The sequence below is a fragment of the Paraburkholderia sp. BR14312 genome, assembly GCF_040948675.1.
Taxonomy (GTDB): domain Bacteria; phylum Pseudomonadota; class Gammaproteobacteria; order Burkholderiales; family Burkholderiaceae; genus Paraburkholderia; species Paraburkholderia nodosa_A.
Map to the genome: position 1 here is coordinate 305636 of NZ_JBFPKI010000007.1, position 17037 is coordinate 322672.

Annotated in this window: 19 protein-coding genes; all 19 read right to left on the minus strand. The window is 64.2% G+C overall.

What is annotated here, in order from left to right:
• Positions 1-287: 287 nt before the first annotated feature.
• Positions 288-740, minus strand: coding sequence for a D-Ala-D-Ala carboxypeptidase family metallohydrolase (locus AB3X98_RS21510; RefSeq protein WP_368604189.1), 453 nt, complete (start codon positions 738-740; stop codon positions 288-290).
• Positions 737-1264 carry a hypothetical protein gene (locus tag AB3X98_RS21515; protein WP_368604188.1) on the minus strand — a complete coding sequence of 176 codons (528 nt, stop codon included), beginning with the start codon at positions 1262-1264 and terminating at the stop codon, positions 737-739. Before AB3X98_RS21515 ends, AB3X98_RS21510 begins: the two co-directional genes overlap by 4 nt.
• Positions 1261-1626 (minus strand): hypothetical protein, encoded by a 366-nt coding sequence (locus AB3X98_RS21520; protein ID WP_368604187.1) that lies wholly within the window; start codon positions 1624-1626, stop codon positions 1261-1263. Before AB3X98_RS21520 ends, AB3X98_RS21515 begins: the two co-directional genes overlap by 4 nt.
• Before the next feature lie 2 nt (positions 1627-1628).
• Positions 1629-2081, minus strand: a complete 453-nt coding sequence (locus AB3X98_RS21525; RefSeq protein WP_368604186.1) for a phage tail assembly chaperone — start codon at positions 2079-2081, stop codon at positions 1629-1631.
• A gap of 8 nt (positions 2082-2089) precedes the next feature.
• Complete coding sequence (locus tag AB3X98_RS21530) at positions 2090-3061, minus strand: hypothetical protein (RefSeq protein ID WP_368604185.1); 972 nt, start codon at positions 3059-3061, stop codon at positions 2090-2092.
• Positions 3062-3065: 4 nt separating this feature from the next.
• Positions 3066-6386: a host specificity protein J gene (locus tag AB3X98_RS21535; protein ID WP_368604184.1), complete on the minus strand. Its 3321-nt coding sequence runs from the start codon at positions 6384-6386 to the stop codon at positions 3066-3068.
• Entirely contained in the window at positions 6386-6949 is a 564-nt protein-coding gene (locus AB3X98_RS21540; RefSeq protein WP_368604183.1) for a tail assembly protein, read from the minus strand. Before AB3X98_RS21540 ends, AB3X98_RS21535 begins: the two co-directional genes overlap by 1 nt.
• Complete coding sequence (locus tag AB3X98_RS21545; protein ID WP_368604182.1) at positions 6946-7704, minus strand: C40 family peptidase; 759 nt, start codon at positions 7702-7704, stop codon at positions 6946-6948. The genes AB3X98_RS21540 and AB3X98_RS21545 overlap by 4 nt, the downstream gene beginning before the upstream one ends.
• 15 nt (positions 7705-7719) lie before the next feature.
• On the minus strand, positions 7720-8412 hold the full coding sequence (locus tag AB3X98_RS21550) for a phage minor tail protein L (RefSeq protein WP_368604181.1): 693 nt from the start codon (positions 8410-8412) through the stop codon (positions 7720-7722).
• Positions 8409-8825 carry a phage tail protein gene (locus tag AB3X98_RS21555; RefSeq protein ID WP_368604180.1) on the minus strand — a complete coding sequence of 139 codons (417 nt, stop codon included), beginning with the start codon at positions 8823-8825 and terminating at the stop codon, positions 8409-8411. The genes AB3X98_RS21550 and AB3X98_RS21555 overlap by 4 nt, the downstream gene beginning before the upstream one ends.
• The gene (locus AB3X98_RS21560; RefSeq protein WP_368604179.1) at positions 8822-10972 is read right to left on the minus strand and encodes a hypothetical protein; all 2151 of its coding nucleotides are present in this window, start codon (positions 10970-10972) and stop codon (positions 8822-8824) included. The genes AB3X98_RS21555 and AB3X98_RS21560 overlap by 4 nt, the downstream gene beginning before the upstream one ends.
• Positions 10973-11163: 191 nt before the next feature.
• Positions 11164-11511 carry a hypothetical protein gene (locus tag AB3X98_RS21565; RefSeq protein ID WP_368604178.1) on the minus strand — a complete coding sequence of 116 codons (348 nt, stop codon included), beginning with the start codon at positions 11509-11511 and terminating at the stop codon, positions 11164-11166.
• Complete coding sequence (locus AB3X98_RS21570; RefSeq protein ID WP_368610310.1) at positions 11512-12687, minus strand: phage tail tube protein; 1176 nt, start codon at positions 12685-12687, stop codon at positions 11512-11514.
• 29 nt (positions 12688-12716) lie between these two features.
• Positions 12717-13076, minus strand: a complete 360-nt coding sequence (locus tag AB3X98_RS21575) for a hypothetical protein (RefSeq protein WP_368604176.1) — start codon at positions 13074-13076, stop codon at positions 12717-12719.
• Positions 13077-13079: 3 nt separating this feature from the next.
• Positions 13080-13598, minus strand: coding sequence for an HK97-gp10 family putative phage morphogenesis protein (locus tag AB3X98_RS21580; protein WP_368604175.1), 519 nt, complete (start codon positions 13596-13598; stop codon positions 13080-13082).
• Positions 13598-13984 carry a phage head closure protein gene (locus tag AB3X98_RS21585; RefSeq protein WP_368604174.1) on the minus strand — a complete coding sequence of 129 codons (387 nt, stop codon included), beginning with the start codon at positions 13982-13984 and terminating at the stop codon, positions 13598-13600. The genes AB3X98_RS21580 and AB3X98_RS21585 overlap by 1 nt, the downstream gene beginning before the upstream one ends.
• A 5-nt stretch (positions 13985-13989) precedes the next feature.
• Positions 13990-14508 carry a head-tail connector protein gene (locus tag AB3X98_RS21590; RefSeq protein WP_368604173.1) on the minus strand — a complete coding sequence of 173 codons (519 nt, stop codon included), beginning with the start codon at positions 14506-14508 and terminating at the stop codon, positions 13990-13992.
• Positions 14501-15538 carry a hypothetical protein gene (locus AB3X98_RS21595; protein WP_368604172.1) on the minus strand — a complete coding sequence of 346 codons (1038 nt, stop codon included), beginning with the start codon at positions 15536-15538 and terminating at the stop codon, positions 14501-14503. Before AB3X98_RS21595 ends, AB3X98_RS21590 begins: the two co-directional genes overlap by 8 nt.
• Positions 15535-17037: a phage portal protein gene (locus AB3X98_RS21600; RefSeq protein WP_368604171.1), complete on the minus strand. Its 1503-nt coding sequence runs from the start codon at positions 17035-17037 to the stop codon at positions 15535-15537. The genes AB3X98_RS21595 and AB3X98_RS21600 overlap by 4 nt, the downstream gene beginning before the upstream one ends.

Genomic DNA, 17037 nt, shown 5'->3' on the forward strand with positions numbered 1-17037 from the left:
GTTGCAGGCTTTTGGAGTGAGCACAGGGGAAATCTCCTGCATTTGTTGCGTGACCGTCTCTTGTCAGCCGGGAAAGGAACTGTCGTAGACTTTGCCTGAACGGCTCAAACGGGTCGAACAGGGCCCTTCCCCGGATATCTGCGAAGCCCGCCCTGGGCGCGCTGGCAACGAGCGCCTATGTCGTCCGAGGGGTCTAGCAAGGACAAAGGCGATTCTATCAACCAATGATGCGCGCCGCGCGTGCCGGATTGGTTCGCACTGCGCTTCGTTCGCACTGCGCTGCAAATTCAGGGGAGGCCCTTCAAGTACGTGGTGCCCTTCGCACCGAAGTACGCAGTCAGCACCTGCTGGCGTGCCTGCCTGCCTTGCGCAGGCACTGAGAGATGCACCCACGTACCCTCGAAGATCAGCTGATCGAATTCGATCGCCCTGCTTTTTTCGATCGTCGCGCAGATCTGCAGCGGCGAGCCGAAGCCCGGACAGATGAAGTCGGCGGCAAGCCCGCGCGGATGATCGCTGTTGGCGGCACCACCCACGAGGCGGTTCACGCCCGGTGCACGGAAGCCTGACGTCACGATTACCGGCCGGTCACCGAGCAGCGTGCGCACGTCTTCGAGCGTGACTGCCAGGCGCAGCAGGTTGGCGAGTTCAGCGGGACCCGGATCGTTCGAGATGCCGTGGCGCGTGGCCGTTTCCGAGATCGAGAGTTCCTCGACGGTGAAATTGGGCGTGAGTTTCATCGCGGTCTACTCCTGCGCACGAGAACCGAGTCAGCGAACCAGAAGGTGATGACGCCTGCGAAGATCGCCGCGTCGTCTCCATCCCATACGATCGCCACGAGCGAGGTCACGGTGGCCGGGGACGGTCCTGCGGCCTGTATCACCGCGTCACGGATGACGATCAGCTTGAAGGCGATGTACAGCGCGAGCATCAGGTAGGTGGTCACCGGCCGCACCGAGAGGTTCAGGGCGTCGGCCCACTTCACGCCCGATAGCTGCGCCTGCCCCTGCTGCGCGATCACCGTCGCCTCGGCCTTCGCGCGGTCGAGCGCCGCCCGTCCCTCGGCCTCGATGTTCGCCGCGCCGAGCGATGCGATGTCCAGCCTGCTGGCGAGTTCAGCCTTGACTTCCTCGAGATGCAGTTCAGCGAGGCGCACCGCGTCCTGCTTCTGCTGGCGCGCGGCCCACGCGGTGATCATCTCGGGCAGCAACCGCAGCGCGCCACCGCCGAGCGCGCCGACGAGCGTCATGATGGCCGAGATCATGACGACGCCTTCGGCTCGGGCGGCTGCGGCACTGGCGGCGGTGGCGCGTATGGCAGCCCTTCATCGGGATACTGCGGCACAGGCGGTGGCGGTGGCGGTGCCTGCGGCTCAGGCGGCGGATTCGGATCGGACGGCGGTGGCGGTGGCGGCTGAATGACCGGCGCAACGGGCTCCGCCGTTTCTGCAGGCGTCTCGCTCGGCACTTCACTCACACCTTCGAGTTCCTGCAGCTGAAGCTTCCCGTCCTGCGAGGTATCAATGATCGCGCTATGCCCGCATGGAATGTTCGGGTGCGGTGTCGTGTCGTTGATGCCGAGCACCTGCAGGGGATTCGGCCCGTTGTTATAGATACGGACGTGCATGATCACTCTCCCGGATCGGCAGGCTTCACGGGCCAGTCGATATTCAATGGATAGCCCGGCTGCTTCGGCACATCGCGAAGCGCCTGTCGATACGCGCGTGCGGCATGCTCGGTTTGCGCAGCACTGTCGCGTGTGGCCCTGTCAGGTGCGATAGCTTCAAGATCGAGACAATGCTCGACGAGATCGTCGGCTTCATCGATCAGGTACGGCAGCCGGTTTTTCGCCACGCGCTCGGCATCAAGCTCAATGCACTTTGGCCCGTACTGCGCCCACCATTTTTCAATGTCGTCGAGGATCGGCTGCGGATGATCGTTCTGCCAGCCCGCAATGATGGCGGGACCGGTCTGCTCAAGCGTCTTTGAATCAACCGGATGGCACACCCAGAAGTCAATGCCCCGCTTCAGGTCGGGGTAAGCCTGCATGATCAGGAAGCCGAGAAGGTCACAGGTCAGCATGATGTGCCTCACGCATTGCGCAGCACCATCCCGTAGGTGCGAATGGCATTGGCCGTTGCGTTGCCGTTGCCGGTGAAGCCCGCCGCTACCCATGGGTTCGGATACATCGTGTTGTTCGAGATATCGCCGAAGTCGTTGTGGCCGCTGTTGTGCTGGCAGTTCCAGCCCCACGGTGCGCGGTTTGCCGCAGTATTATTTGCATCGTTGGCAACGTTGATCGCGTGATTGATATTCTCCCAAACCCAGCCACGGCCATCGCAGTGAATGTTGGAGTCAGGCGTGAAGTTGATATTCCACTGCCGCGACTCAAACGCGAGCCAGTCGTTGCCCCATGAGTAATGAATGCGCCAGCGAAAATCCTGATCGCGTGCACGCATGAGATCGATATATGCGCCATGTCCCCATTGCGCAAGCTTCATATAGCCATTGCCGATACGTGTGCTGTAGCCGTTGTAATCCCCGTCCCAAATTTCCGTTTCAGTTGCGATGCGTCCATGAATGAACATCCGCCCGTCATCAGCCATCCGCCACAGGACTGCGCTGTAGGCGTTATTGACAATATCAACGCCGCCCGTGCCTGGGTCGCCAGCGCGGAAGTAACACATCGACGTACCGGGCGAGTGCATTGCAATTTCACCGCGCGCGACCCCTTCGCCATACATGGTGAGGCGGCCCGTCATTGAATCTCCTGCTCGCGCGACTTTTGTATTCGCAACATTGATCGCATTCTGTGCGGCGTCGCGTGCGGTCTGCATGAAGTCATCAAGCGGCCCGATATCGATCCATCCATCGTTCGCATTGGTGCGGCGGCGCAGACGCATCGCGGTTGTGTCGCCCCACATCATGCCAGGGAAGGTCTGCGCGGGCTCGGTCGGCCCTGCGTTGTCACCGATGATCGCGAGAATGATCGCGTTCAACTGCGTGCGCATCTCAAGGCCGGAAGGATGCGACGGAACCTGATAGTTCGGAACCTGGGCCATGGTCTTACTCCTCAGCTGGTTTGTGGATCGCGGCGCGCTGCGCTGCGAGGTCCGGTGTGACGCCCATCATCTTCGAATACCCCACGCCCGCGAGCACCGTGTGCTCGTAGCCGTAGCCGCGCGCAATCCAGTCGCATGTTTTCTCGATCCACACTCCTGCCGAGTTCGTGAAATAAATCGAGAAGCCGCGCTCACTCTGGTTGGTGATGGCCCAGCGGTCACCCGACTGCAGATCCTGGGCGATGATGGCAATCGCGGGCGCTTCCATGAACGGCACTGTGTACTCGATGTGAACCCCCGTGGCAGGCACCGGCACGTTATTGCGGCTCTCGATGCGGTCAGGCACATCGACCTCGACCGAGAGGTCCGTGATGCCCATGCCCCACGTCCGGTCGGTCGTGCGCATGATGGCTGCGAACTCGATCGCGCGAAACGTGAGGTCAGCCACCACCAGCCGCCGCCATGGGCTCCAGTCCTCGGGCTCGGCGATGGCAGGGTGCACGTTGGTCATGCGCTGTACCACCTGCGCGCCACCCTCGTCGACCTTCATGCCGTCGACGTCGAGCCGCAGGTCCCAGTCGGGCCACAGGTCCACGCTGTCATTCAGGCCGAAGACTGCCCCCTCGATCACCGCCTGACATCGCACGGTATAGACCATGCCCATGTCAACCGCAGGCTCGGGCGCGAGGTAGTACGTGGCCTCGGTGGCTTCGAGCAGGCCATCGGGCGCGAGCGCCATGTACAGCACGCCGGTGAAGACTTCGGTATTGACATGCACGCCGGGAAATTCCGGCTGCTGGTCCAGACGCGCGACGACGTTGTAGTCACGCAGCGGGCCGGTGGTGCTGATGATGTACGCGGTCCCGATCGAGAACCGGCCCGACGAGTTGACGAATTTGGCAAGGTACGCGCCCTTCATGAGCGGCGAGAAGCCACTCGACTGCGCGCCGGTAAAGCGGATGATCTCCTGCGCCTCTTCCCACGTCACCTCAGTCGACATGCGCGACGAGTACCGCACGATCATCTGTCCACCCACGATCACGTCGAGCGCCTCAGCAGGCCGCCACCGAAGATTGGCCGCGTCGTTGTAGATATCGAGCTGGAATTCCTGCACGTCCTGCGGCGGCCGGTTCAGCGCCACGATCTCAACCTCGATCGACGCTATCGGCCCGCGCACGCCGATCGAATTCACGGCAGCTACATTGAAGAACCATGTGCCCTCGCGCGTGGGCTGGATATCAATGCTGCTCATGAACGACTCGGTGAAGGTGGGCGACTCGTCCTGTCGCTGGTAGCTGATCTCGAAGCGCACCGCACCGACCGGTGCAAGCCACGAGAACGTGGCACGCGCGCTCACCACGACCGGCGAGATCTGGTACACGCTCTCCAGCACGCGAAGCTCGGTGCATCGACCCACGTTGAACGGATCGATGATGCCGCGAGGCAACGGTTCGAGCCGGATGCCCTGCTCGATGGCGGCGAACTTCTCCTGCCGGTAAGCGACGCCCTGCACCTCGAGGGTCCCTTCCTCCTCCTCGACCACGCTGATGCAGCGCCACCATTCGTCGGCGGCGTTCGTCGCGCTGATTGTCCAGACGGCCATCCGCAAAGGGGCCGCCCGCAATGGCGTAATGAGCCGGATGGCGTCGGTGGTGCCGGTGGCACTCAGTACCGAGCCCTGCACGCTGCCATCGGGCAGGATGACATTGATCGAGTACTGCACGCCAGGCGTGAAGGCAATCGCCTGATCGAGCCGCAGGGCGTCGTTTGTGGCCTCAATGACGCGGCCGCCCGACCGGTAGCCGGTGCGCACCGGGTCTGAGGTCCAGAAGAGATCGCCGGGTTTGAGGAACGCGCCATTGATGCCGGTCTTGAACGACACGGTTTCCGAGAGCATCTGCTCGGTGAGCAGCATCCACCGGCCCACGCGGTGCGCCTGCCCGCGCGAGGTGCAGCCGAGCGCCGTTACCTGAAGCTCGCGCACGCCCCACGTGTTCACCGCGTCGCGATCCTCGACGTACTCGATATCCTGCTCGTAGCGGTTCGCGGGATTCGACCATGTCACCAGCGCCACCGTGTGCCGCTGGTTCAGGGGCGTGCCGCGATAGGTGATGCGCCCGTCGACCACATTGGCAGCGGTGAATGTCGTGACCGGGTCTCCCGGCATGTCCGCGATGACGGTCAGCATGCCGCCCGTCCAGAAGATCATGCCGTTAAAGATCGACGCCAGTTGCTGCAGCAACGAGATCGCTTCCTCGCGCGTCTGGATATAGATGTTGCACGTGTAGCGCGGCTCCCACCCGCCGAAGCCATCGGGTACCAGCGCATCGCAGTACTGCGCGATGGCGTACAGGTTCCACTTGTCGACCATGTCGGGGTTGACGTAGTGGCCCAGGCCAAAGCGCGGGGTCACGATCAGGTCGTACAGCACCCATGCCGGGTTATCGGTCCACGCCACCCGGAAGGTGCCGTCCCACACGCCGTAGTACGTGCGCGTCTCGGGATCGTAATTCGTCGGCACCTGCACCATGCGCATGCGGATGTCGAACGCGAGCTTCGGGATCTGCCGGAAAGTCGACGCGTCCACCTGCACGCCGACGAGCGCCGAGTTCGGGTACATCAGATTCGAATTGACGATCTCGGTCATCGTTTCCCACTGGAACGCATTCACGAGATACACCGTGGTCGAATCAGGCGTGATGCGCCGCACGCGCACGTCGTAGGAGCCGCCGGGCGGCCCGAAGCGGCCGAGGTTGATGTAGTAGCTGCGCTGGTAGCGGCTCGTGGTCTTGCCCGCGATCGTGTCGACGAGCATCTGCTGGAAGCCACCGCCGTCCTTCTGCACGTCGACGGCAAGCTGGATGGTCGCGCCGTCGACGTCGCCGGTGCCTACATCGGTCGACGACAGCGACGGCACTCCGACCGTGACACGCACCGCGTCGATGTTCGGATTGACCACCCCGCGTACCACCGGCCCATTGATCGTGACGGTCACGCCGACCGAGGTCTCCGACTCGCTGGCCGGGAAACCGGACATCGGCGGCTGGTCCGGCTCGCCACCGCGATACTCGAAGGCCGCGCCGACAAAATTCCATGAACCATCTGGGTTCTGCAGGGGCGTGTCCTCGATGTAGATGCCCCGCGCCCAATTGACGATGCCGCTGACTGTGCCTTCGCAGATGAGATTGATCACGCGCGCATACTGGATCGAGCGCAGCGAGTCAGGCGACTCCTGCGGCGAGCGCGAACCGCTGCCACCGCCACCGCCCTTGCCGCCACCACCACCACCGGCACCGGTGATGGGAATCACGTCGCGCGAGGTCATCAGTTCACCACGATCTCGTTATTGGTCGAGAAGCCCACGCTGATCACCTGTGAGCCTACGCGCATGCGTCCGTAGCCGAGCGGCACCGGGCCGCCCTGTCCCATCGTGTTGACCGCACCATCGAAGGCCAGCGACGGTTCGTTGTCGGCCCGCTCGGGCGTCGCCTGCGCCTGGGGTCTCGGTGAGAGCAGCTGCGCGATGCCCGAGAGCGCGAGCGCGGCACCGAGCGAGAACACCGCCGCGCTGGCCACCGGCAGAAAGAAGCTCACCGCGATCAAGGCAATGCCCGCGAGAATCTTGCCGAACGCACCGGCACCCTGCACCAGCGGCACGACACTGAGCGTGCCCTTCGACTGCGGATAGTGCATGTCCGACTCGTCGTAGTCCTGGTGATCACCGCGAACCAGAAAAAAACGTTCGGCGTTCCGCTGGAAATAGCCGCGCAGCCCAGGCAACTGGATCATCAATGCGTGCATCGCCTCGCGCGGGCTTTTCACGTCGAGCGACCACTGCTCGCCGAATTCGCGGCGCAGGCTCCCGTAAAATCTCACCGTCAGCATCATGCCTCCCCATCCATCAGCGTGCAGTGCCGAAGAATCGCGGTCGCGCGCCTCAGATAGAACTCGCTGAGGGTTTCGCGGCGCGACAGGTTGTCGATCAGGTGGTGCAGGATGACGTTCGCGCCCACGTAGACCGCCGCGTGGTTATCGCGCGTCGCCCGGATGCGAAAGAGGATCACGTCATGAGGGCGCAGTAGTCGCAGCGCCTCGGTGGTGAGTTGCCCTTCGTGGATCGACACGAAGCCCTCATGCGCAAAATTCTCACGGTACAGGTCCGGCCCATCGTCACGGTCCCACCAGCCCCACGCACGCGGGTAGTCATTCAGGGCAATGCCCACGACCGACGCGTAGTAGTCGCGCACGATGCCGTAGCAGTCGTGCACGCCATGGACGAAGGCGCGGCCCACGAGCGGTGCGAGAAACGGCTCGGGCTCATTGATGGTGAAGCTGCCGACCGGGTGGTTCACGATGATCCACGGCAGGCCGGTGCGCGCCATGCCATCGCGGTCGGCAGCGGTGGGCATCGGTGAGGTGAACACGTGCGAGTGCGCGTACGCCACCAGTTCGCCGGTATCCTCGGCGTGCGCAGCGTCCTGCGGATCGATCACGAAGCGGTCGCGCTCGTGCGCGAGGTTGTGACAGGGCATGTACGCGAGCGCGCCATCGGGCTTGCGCACCACCAGCCCGCAGCACTCGCGCGGGGCCTCCGCGTTCGCATGCACCTGCACCATCGGCACGACGCTTGAGAAATCGATCATGGCGCTCACCCCGCATCACCTGTAGGCAGCCGCACCGGGGAACGCACCGAAGGGCAGCCACCCGTAATTGCCGAATCGCATCTTGCATGATGTGAGGCGCTTGCCGCACACGTCCAGCGCCGGGTTGCCGGTCGGGTTGTCCTGGGCGTCGGCAACAGGCCCACCACCATACCCGCAGCCCTCACCGCGATAGATCCACGGACACGCGTTGCGCACCACCTGCCTGCGCGGCAACTGCACGCCCTCCACGTCGAACGCGACGGCCAGTTCGAACTCGATCACTTCCACGTCCTCGCGCACCTTCTGGTTCACGAAGTACAGGTCATCGGGAAAGAACTCGTTCGGATCGGCGGTCGGGTTGCCCTCGGGGAAGTTGACCGCATCGAGGTAGCGCGCGAGTGTGCGCTTGCGGATCACGCGCGCACCGACGAGGTCGTTGTACATGCGGCACAGGGCCGAGATGATCGACGTCACGTTCGACACCACGAACGTGGGTCTGGGCAACGTGCCCTGCGCCTTCATCTCGAAGCCCGATGCCTGCACCGGATAGCGCTGGAAGGTCTGCCCCTGCCAGACAACATCGCTGTCGAGCTTGTTCGTGCCCGCGTGAAAACGCACGACCGGTGCGTTGAAGCGCGACAGGTCCAGCACGAACAGTTCGATCACGGCACCCGGCGATAGCTCCTGCGCTGCGCCCTTGATGTTCATGCGTGCACCTCATGGAAAGTAGCGTTCACGCTCACGGCACGCGCGCCGTCGACGAGCAGGTCGCCGTAGGTCCACGACCACTCCGGGCAGTACACGTCGCGCGCGCGCGTCGTGCGCGGTGGCGTCCAGTTGAAGATATCGACGCCATTGCGCGCGACGAGGAAAGCGAGGATGGCGTCGGCCTCGGGCTTCCTGCGGTTGACAAACTCAAGGGACCACTGCTCGTCCTGCGTGTTGATGCCAGCCGGCCTGCGCTGCGCGTAGCCGTCACCGAAGCGCGTCTCGATCACGCGCGGGATCACCTCGGCGTTCGCCGTCGACGGGCACCAGTGGAAGATCGCACCCGAGGCGTGCGGCGCGGATTCAGCAAGGCGCTTCATCCACACTTCGAAGGGCATGTATGGCGTGCTCATGATGCAAGGAGTCCTCCCGCACGTTTCTCGGTCGAGATCACCTGCCGCGCGACGTTCGCCATGCGCTTGGCGAGTTCGATCGCCTGCTGCGTGTCACCCTCGGCCGTGGTTTCGCCCGTCTGCGTGTTGACCGTGATCGCGATGTTGATCGGCTGGTTCTCGTTGCTGCGCTGAACCGTACCGGGCGTGCTCGGCCGGAAGAACTCTGCCGAGAAGGGCGATTCGTTCACGCGGTACAGCTGACCCGGGTACACGGCACCACCGGCCGCGCGCTGGCCGCCATAGGACACCCCGAGTGGCGCGCTGCTGAAGAGGCCACCAAAAATGCCGCCGAGTCCACCACCACCGAAGCCACCCCACCCGCCACCGCTCAGGCCGCTAAACAGCGGCTCGAGAAAATTCTTGTGGACGAGCATCTTGGCAATGTCGCGAAGGATCGAGGCCGTCATCTCCCCGAATGACTTCTGCGCATTGTCGGCACCACTGATGAAGTCGATGAACGAGTCGGTGGCCTGCTTGCCCCAGCCGAGCGCGGCCTGCTTGATCTCTTCGAGCTTCTTCTTCAGCGGGTCGAGCGCTTCGGTTGACTTGCGGTATTGCTCGGCGAGATACGCTTCGGCCTGCGTCAACTGCGTTGCAGTGAGGAATCCAGCCATCCTGGCGGCGTTGATATCCTCAAGGGCGCGCCCGTATTCACGCGATGGATCAAGCGTATCGAGCATGGCACTGGCCACACCGCGCAGGCGCTCGACCTCGGCCACGTTCGCATCCTCGGCGGCCTTGCGCACGGCGTCCCATTCGTCCTGCGTCTGTTTGGCGATGCGGTTCGCCTCGGCCACGTCGAGGGTTTCCTGCTTTATGCGCGCAAGGTTTTCCTGCTGTGCCTGCGAGAACGTAAGCACCTTCGGATCGGTGAGCAGCACCTGCATCTCGTCGCCGTTGGCGATCGTGCGCCGCAGTTCCTCCTGCAGCGACTGCAGAATCCGCGCGTACTCGTCGACGCCTGCCTTCGCAGCGCGGGCCGCGCGCCCGCTCTTTTCGAGCGGATCGGCAAGCTGGATGACCTTGCCACCCGCACCGGCCGCTGCGGTACCGACGTCGCCGAGGCCCGCGATCAGATCGCGGTACCGCTGGCGGGAGCGATTCTTCATTTCCTCGATGTTCTGGTCGAGCGTGGCGAGGCCCTGTATCGGCTTCTGGATGATGTCGTCCCACGCGGCCCCGGCTTCCCTGAAATTCAGTTGCGCGATGGACTTCGCCACCCTGATCCAGTTCGCAAAGACTTCGATCTGAAGCTGCAGCCGCCCGGTCAGCGACTGGATGTCTGCCGCTGTGAGGATCGCCTGCTCCGCAATGAAGGCGAACACCTGGGACAGGCCGCTGCCCTTCTGCGCGCCTTCGAGGAACCACTTCACCATCTCTTCGAGCGCGGGCAGCACCGCAATCGCAAGCTGCGTCTTCATGCCCTGCGAGAGCGCATTGACACGCGTTAGCTGATTGTTGAATTCGGCCATCGCGGACTGCACGGGCTGCGAGAGCGTGATGCCGAAGTTGTCGGCCTCGATGCCCATCAGCCGTATCGCCTCGCCGCCCCGGTTCAGCAGCGGGATCAGTTCCTGCCCGCCGCGCCCGAACAGGTCGGTGGCCACGCGACCCTTCTCCATGCCGTCCTGATACTCGGCCATGGCAGAGGCGATCGTGCGCATGGCCTCGGCCGGGTCCATGGCTCGCAGGCTGTCGACCGAGAGGCCGATTGCGTTGATCGCCTGCGCCGCCTTCGATGCCGGATCGCGCGCGTCGATGAGCGCACGCCCGAGGAAGCGGAAGCCGGTCGTGAGCGATTCGGTCGATACGTTCGAGATCGAGGCCGCGTGTTGCAGCCGCTGCAGTTCTGCCGTGGTGGTGCCGATGCGCTCTGCGAGATTGCCGAGCGCCGATGCCTGGTCATACGTTGCCTTCACGGACTCGCCCAGGCTTCTCGCCATGCCAACAGCGAACGAGGCGCCAACTGCGATCCCCAACGCGCCAGCCATCTTCTTGATGCTGTTCAGCGACTGGCTGATGATGTCCTGCGCCTTCTTCATGTCCTGCCGAAGGTGCGCGACGTCACCGGCAAGCTGGAACACCAGTGAGCCAACGGAAGCCATGGTCTATTTCCCCCATGCGGCTATTTCATCTTCCACGTCAAGCATTACGGGCGCGTTCTCGTCGGTCTGCACAGGCGTCAGAAGATGCGCCCAGCAAAACAGTTCGAAGGCATCCATGCGCGTGCGAACTTCTCCTGCTGGCATGTGCAGGTGCGCGGCCACTGCATACACCAGGCGCGTGACAGGGTTCGCTAGATGTTTCCCACGCTCTCCTCGCTGACCCCGCAGATGCGCAACGCCGCGGTGCGCAGCTTGATCCAGTCCATGAGGCATTGACCCGGTAGCTCGGCAAGCAGCGCCGCCGTGAAGCGCTCGCCGTGCTCGCCGGTGGCACACGCGGCCACCAGTTCACGGTACGAGGCACCTTCGTCTGCGTCGGGCTTGCCGAGCGAACCCATGATGTTTTCAATCACCGCTGGCGAGGGCGACGTCATGGTGATGGTCCCGAAGTTGTGCGTCGGCAGCTGCTCGGTGAGCGGCTTCGGGATCTGGAAATAACGTGGGGTCGCCGCGTCATCGTGAGGTGTGCGCGCGTTCATTTATCGGGTCTCTTCAGGGCTGACGGAAACCATCGGGGCCGTGACGGCCGGATAGCGGATGCCGTCGACTACCGGCACGATGCTGGCAATGAAGGTGCCGTTCGCCGCGTAGGTGTGCGTGGCGGTGTTGGTGGTGAGGGTCTGCATGATGCTGCCATCGTCCCAGAGCACCTCGAAGCGATCAGCCGGGCCGTTCGTTTCCGCGAGCGTGAGCGTCACCTCAAGCGGCGCGGTGCCTTCGAGCGGCTCAACGCTCGGAATCACCGAATACGGCAGGCGCTGCACGGTCACGATGTTCTGTGAGCGGAATGGCGCGGTCTCTTCGCCCGCGATGGTGGCGACCACGCCCGGCTGGAACTGGCCTGCGTTGGCGTAGGTGTGCACGGCCTGATGCGAGGTGACCACCTGCGGGTTGCTGCCGTCCTTCCAGTCGATCTCGAACGAAGATGCATTGCCGCCGATCTCGTTGAGCGTGAGCGAGACTTCGAGCGGCACGTTGCCGATCGACGGAAACGCGATCGGGATCAGCACATAGTTCGGCAACTGCTCGGCGGCGGGCATCGTGAGCACATCGGCACCGGTGATCTTCAGCGTGGCCGAGCCCTGCACGGCCTGGTCGACGCCACCGGTCTCGTTGATCGACTGCACGATCACCGGCATCGTGCGCACCGCACCGTTGCGATAGTGGATCTCCAGCATGCGCTCACGCGCGTCGGCGCGCGCCGCACGCAGTGCCAGATAGTCGGGGTCCGTGGGATCGATAAAGAACTCGAAGGTCACGGTACCGGGGTCGCTGAAGCCGACGAGGTACTCCTTCTCCTCCGAACAGATGGTGGTCACGTCGATCTCGGCCGCGACGTTTTCATTGCGCGCGTAGGACACCACGCATAGATCGCTGTACGAGCGCAGCACCCACGCACCGGTCGTGGACACCTCACCGGTTTCGCGCGCGGTGTCGGTGTTCGCCAGCACCGCCGAACGCGTGTTCACGTCGATGTTTCGCACCACCCATGAGCGGCCATCGATGCTCGCGAAGCCTGTGCCGATCACATAGATCGCCGCGCCGTTGCGCAGGCCCGCTACATCATTGACGATGATCGCGGCCGGTTCCGACTTCGACACGCTCGTGATGAGTCCGGTCGCGGCGGCGGGCGCGTCGAGGTTTTCGAGATACATCCTCGTCTTCTGCGAACTGATGGCTTTTCTCACGGTTGCACCTTTGCGGTTTCGTACCACGTTAAAAGAACCACACTCACACGGTGAATCCGTGTGTCCTGCTCATAGATATCCGAGCGGCTTTCGATCCACGGATCGCCGTTGCACGCATCCACCAGTTCGAAAATCTTCTCCATCGTCTCAAGGGCATCACGACGCGTGCGTGCGTACGAATCGATGCGATAGCTCATGCTCCACGCGTGCGCGCTACCGCACAGCGTGTTCTGCGGGGTGCCCGAAATCAGCGACATGACCACGTACGGCTCGCGCATCTCCATGGGCGCAAGAATCATGAATAGCCGCCCCGGCGACGCGGGCTCAAGCAGCGAGAACAGTCCGGCTTCGTTCATGGCTCACACTCCCACCGGCGGGATGTATGGCACGCCCTTCTTCTTGCAGTACGCCTTGAAGCGACGCACGAGCGTCTGTTGGAACCGTTTGGTCGCCTCGGGCGTTTTCACGTGTGCAGCCGGAAAGAGGAAGGGTCTCGCTGCCATGCGCGACGTGCCGAACTCCAGGAAGCGCGCATAGAACGGATCGTCCCCATAGGGCTTGCGCACGCCCTTGACGATCTCATTGCCCCGGCCTGCCTTGCGACGCCTGCGCACCTTCACGTCCACGCGTGCGGCATACCCGGTCCTGCGGTTGCGGCTGCGGATGATGCTGCTGGCGAGCAGCCCCGTTGAATGGCCGCCCTCGGCCGGTGTCTTGAAGAGCAGCGTCGCATTCAGCTTCGCCTGGTTCTGGATCGGCGTCGCCGCATTGTTCAGCGCCGCGTACAGCATCTTGCGTGCGATCTCGTCCGTCACCTCGCGCAGGAACTGGTCGGCCTCCCGCAGCCCCTGGACATTCAGGCTCATTTGAAGTGGCATTACGGTTGCCCTCCTTCAGTGATGACCCCCGAGTTGCACATGAGCATCAGGTCGGGACGGTTGCCGACAAGGTTCGGCAGCACGGCCTCGATGTTGTAGACGACGCCCCTGTGGACCACGCGGTTCACGCTCGTGATGTCGTCGCGCCAGCGGATCGTGATGCGCGTGGTGACCTGTGGCCGCCACTCCTGGGAGGCGAGCCACTCGCGCCCGGTCATGGGCTCGATCGCGGCCCACACCACGTCGACGGTTTCCCACGCCTCGACGATTGGCTCGCCGTTGTGCAGCACCTCAAGCGCAGGCCGCTCGAGTTCGACGCGGTACTTCAACCGTCCCGCACGGATGCCGCTCGTGCGACTGCGCACGCCTGCCGTTGCCGTGGCCATGACCGTCACGCAAGCGTCGGCGTGCGACGCATGTAAAGCTGGTTCATGACCGCGTTCGGCAGGTAGCCCTGCGTCCACGAGGCCGACTCGACCGCATCCGGGTCGCGGATCATGATCCCGACGAAGGTCACGCACGCCATCTTCAGGTCGCCCGGGATCTCGTCGTCGCGGAAGCACCGGTGGCGCTTCACGTAATCCATGATCAGACGCGAGGCACCGGCAATCGCGATCACCAGCGCCGGGTCGAGGTCCTCCTCGTCGATGCGCAACCAGTCGCGCGCCTCATCGACCGTGCAGAGCAGTTGCGTGCGCCAGTCCTGCTTGCCACCACCGGTGCCGTCACCGTCGCCCACCTCGCGCAGCCACTGCGTGCCGTCCTCGTCGACGCGGAACCACACCTCGCGATCGAGCCGCACGCGCAGCCAGCGCCAGCCGTCAAGATCGAACCAGCCCTCGGGCGTGATGACCCACGCCATGCCCGGATCGAACCAGTCGGGCACCTCGTCCTTTTCGAACTCAGACATCGTGGCCTCCGTTCTTTCCATCGCGCCCGCGCTTGACCGCGAGGGTCCACGCCGCGTTACCCGCGTCGGGCCGCTCGCGCGTGCGCGCATTGCAATGCCACATCGAACCGCCCCAGGTGACCATGTCGCCCGGTTCGTACTCGTGGTCCTCCTGCCACACGCCCCGATAGATCAGGACAGCGATCGTTGCGTCGTGCTCGTGGACCGTGCCGTCTGCCATGCGCACGACGCGCCGGAAGATGCGCTCGCCGCGCTGCTCGAAGCTTTCGCCGGCCACGCCGTTGATCACACAGCGCCATCCGTCGAATTCGCTCGTCTGCACGTCGGCACGCCACACACCACCGTCATGCGCTGCCCAGGTGCCCGCCGCATAGCTGCGCTGCGGATCGATCGAAGGCAGCACCACGAGGTCGGCGGCGTCGCGGCCCTGTGCGCCGTCGCGCCCGTCCTTGCCGTCGCGTCCATCGCGCCCGTCACGGCCATCGCCACCGGGTGTGCCGTCAGTCCCGCGCTCGCCATCAACGCCATCACGGCCATCGCGACCCGGCTCACCGTCGACGCCATCCTTGCCGTCGACACCTGGCCTGCCATCGCGCCCCGGTTCCCCGTCCTTTCCGTCAACGCCATCGCGCCCGTCCTTGCCGTCGGTACCGTTCGTACCGTCCCGTCCGTCGAGCCCGTCTCGCCCGGCGTCACCAACCTTTCCATCGACGCCATCGCGCCCATCCTTGCCATCGGCACCGTTCGTACCGTCTCGTCCATTGAGGCCATCACGCCCAGGCTGCCCGCCCTCTCCGTCGACACCATCGCGCCCATCCTTGCCATCGGTACCGTTAGTGCCGTCGCGGCCGTCGATGCCGTCGCGGCCCGGTTCGCCATCCTTGCCGTCCCGCCCGTCGATGCCGTCCACCGGCCTGCGGGCCTCGAGTTCGTCGAGGCGTCTCGCGAGCGGTGCGAGACCGTTGCGCACGCCTTCGGCAATCAGGCGTGCCACGACTCCCATGAACTGCTTCGCTTCGTTCGGGCTCATGGCATCGCTCCATCGGGAGGCACGAGCGCGTCAGCGGCAAGGCCATGCTCGGCAAGCAAACACACGGCGTGCTGGTAGACGTCCTCGAACTGCTGCGGGGTGAGATCGGGCGCTTCGGGTGCCGGCGCGGCCGGTGCCGGTGCTGGCACGGCCGGTGTGCCGAGCGGGTTGTTTCGGTCGCGCTCGTCGAGCGCCGCGAGCGAATAGTTCTGCTGCTGAAGGTACGGAGTGCCGCCGCCCCTGACCGGGCGCAGGTTCAGACGCCTGCGGCCTTCGTTGGGCGCGAGGATGCCGCCACCCACGCCGTCGACCAGCGTCTTCATGAGCGCTGCGCTGTCCATGCGCAGCAGCCCGTCGAGGTCGAGTTCTGTGCGGTAGTGCGCGGGCAGGTCAAGCCCTTCGTCGAGGCACAGTTCGAACGCCTCGATGTGACTTTGCAGGCACTGCGAGTAATAGAACTGCGCAAGGGCCTCGATGTTGTGATAGGTCGGCTGCGCGCCGATGCCGATCATGAAGGGCGGCACATGGAACACGCTCGCGACGATCTCAGCATTGATCCTGGCCTGCTCGACGAGTTGCGCGTCGGTGGCACTCATCCCAAGCTGCTCGTACTTCAGGCCATCGCCCACCACCGCCACGCGGCCACGGTTCGGTCCTGAAAACTTTTCCTCCCATTGTCGCTTGAGCTTCGCGGCCGACTCGTCGCTGATCGGCCCGGGTGCGACGAGGATGCCGCCCGGGTACGCACCGTTCTCGAAGAACGACGCGCTGTTGCCTTCGATCGCGAGGCCGTGGCGCGCGGCGAGCGCGCACGCAAAGATAGGCGACGTGCCCACGAGCGGATGGAACAGGCAGTTCATCCGGTCGTGGATGATCTCGCTCGCAGGCACCGTGATCTGGTGATCCCACTGGCGGCCCTCGACCTCCACCCCCTCGATCCAGTCGACGTCCCAGTCGACGATGCCCGAGAGGTTGTCTGCGTTTAACTGGTAGTACACGTCGCCGCTTTCGGTCACGAGCGGCGTCACGTTCTCCGGGTCAAGGATGTAGATCCGGCGCACCACGCCACGATCGTCACGCTCCTTCAGCCCGTATGTGTTGCCGCGCGTGAGCTTCGACATGATCCAGTTCTCGACGAACTGGATGTGGTTCTGGTAATGGTTCGGCTTGCGAAACACCGGCGAGTAGGCCGGGTTCTGCTCGGGCGACCAGATGCCATCATCGTCACGACGCATGAGCCGGATATCGAGCTTGCCGATGTCCTGGCTGATCAGCGTGATGCACGCATAGATCGCGTGGTAGGCGAGCAGCGTCTCCGGTGCCAGCTCAACGTTCTTCTGCCAGGCACCCGCAAACGGCTCGCGGATGATCAGCGGCCACCAGCCGCCGCCACCGCGCCAGCCGCCACCGGCCGTCCAGTCCCACACCGGTTGCCCGTCTGCGGGAGCGGGAACGTTACGCGGTGCGGCGCGCGTGATTTGCAGCCCGAGCAGTTTCAT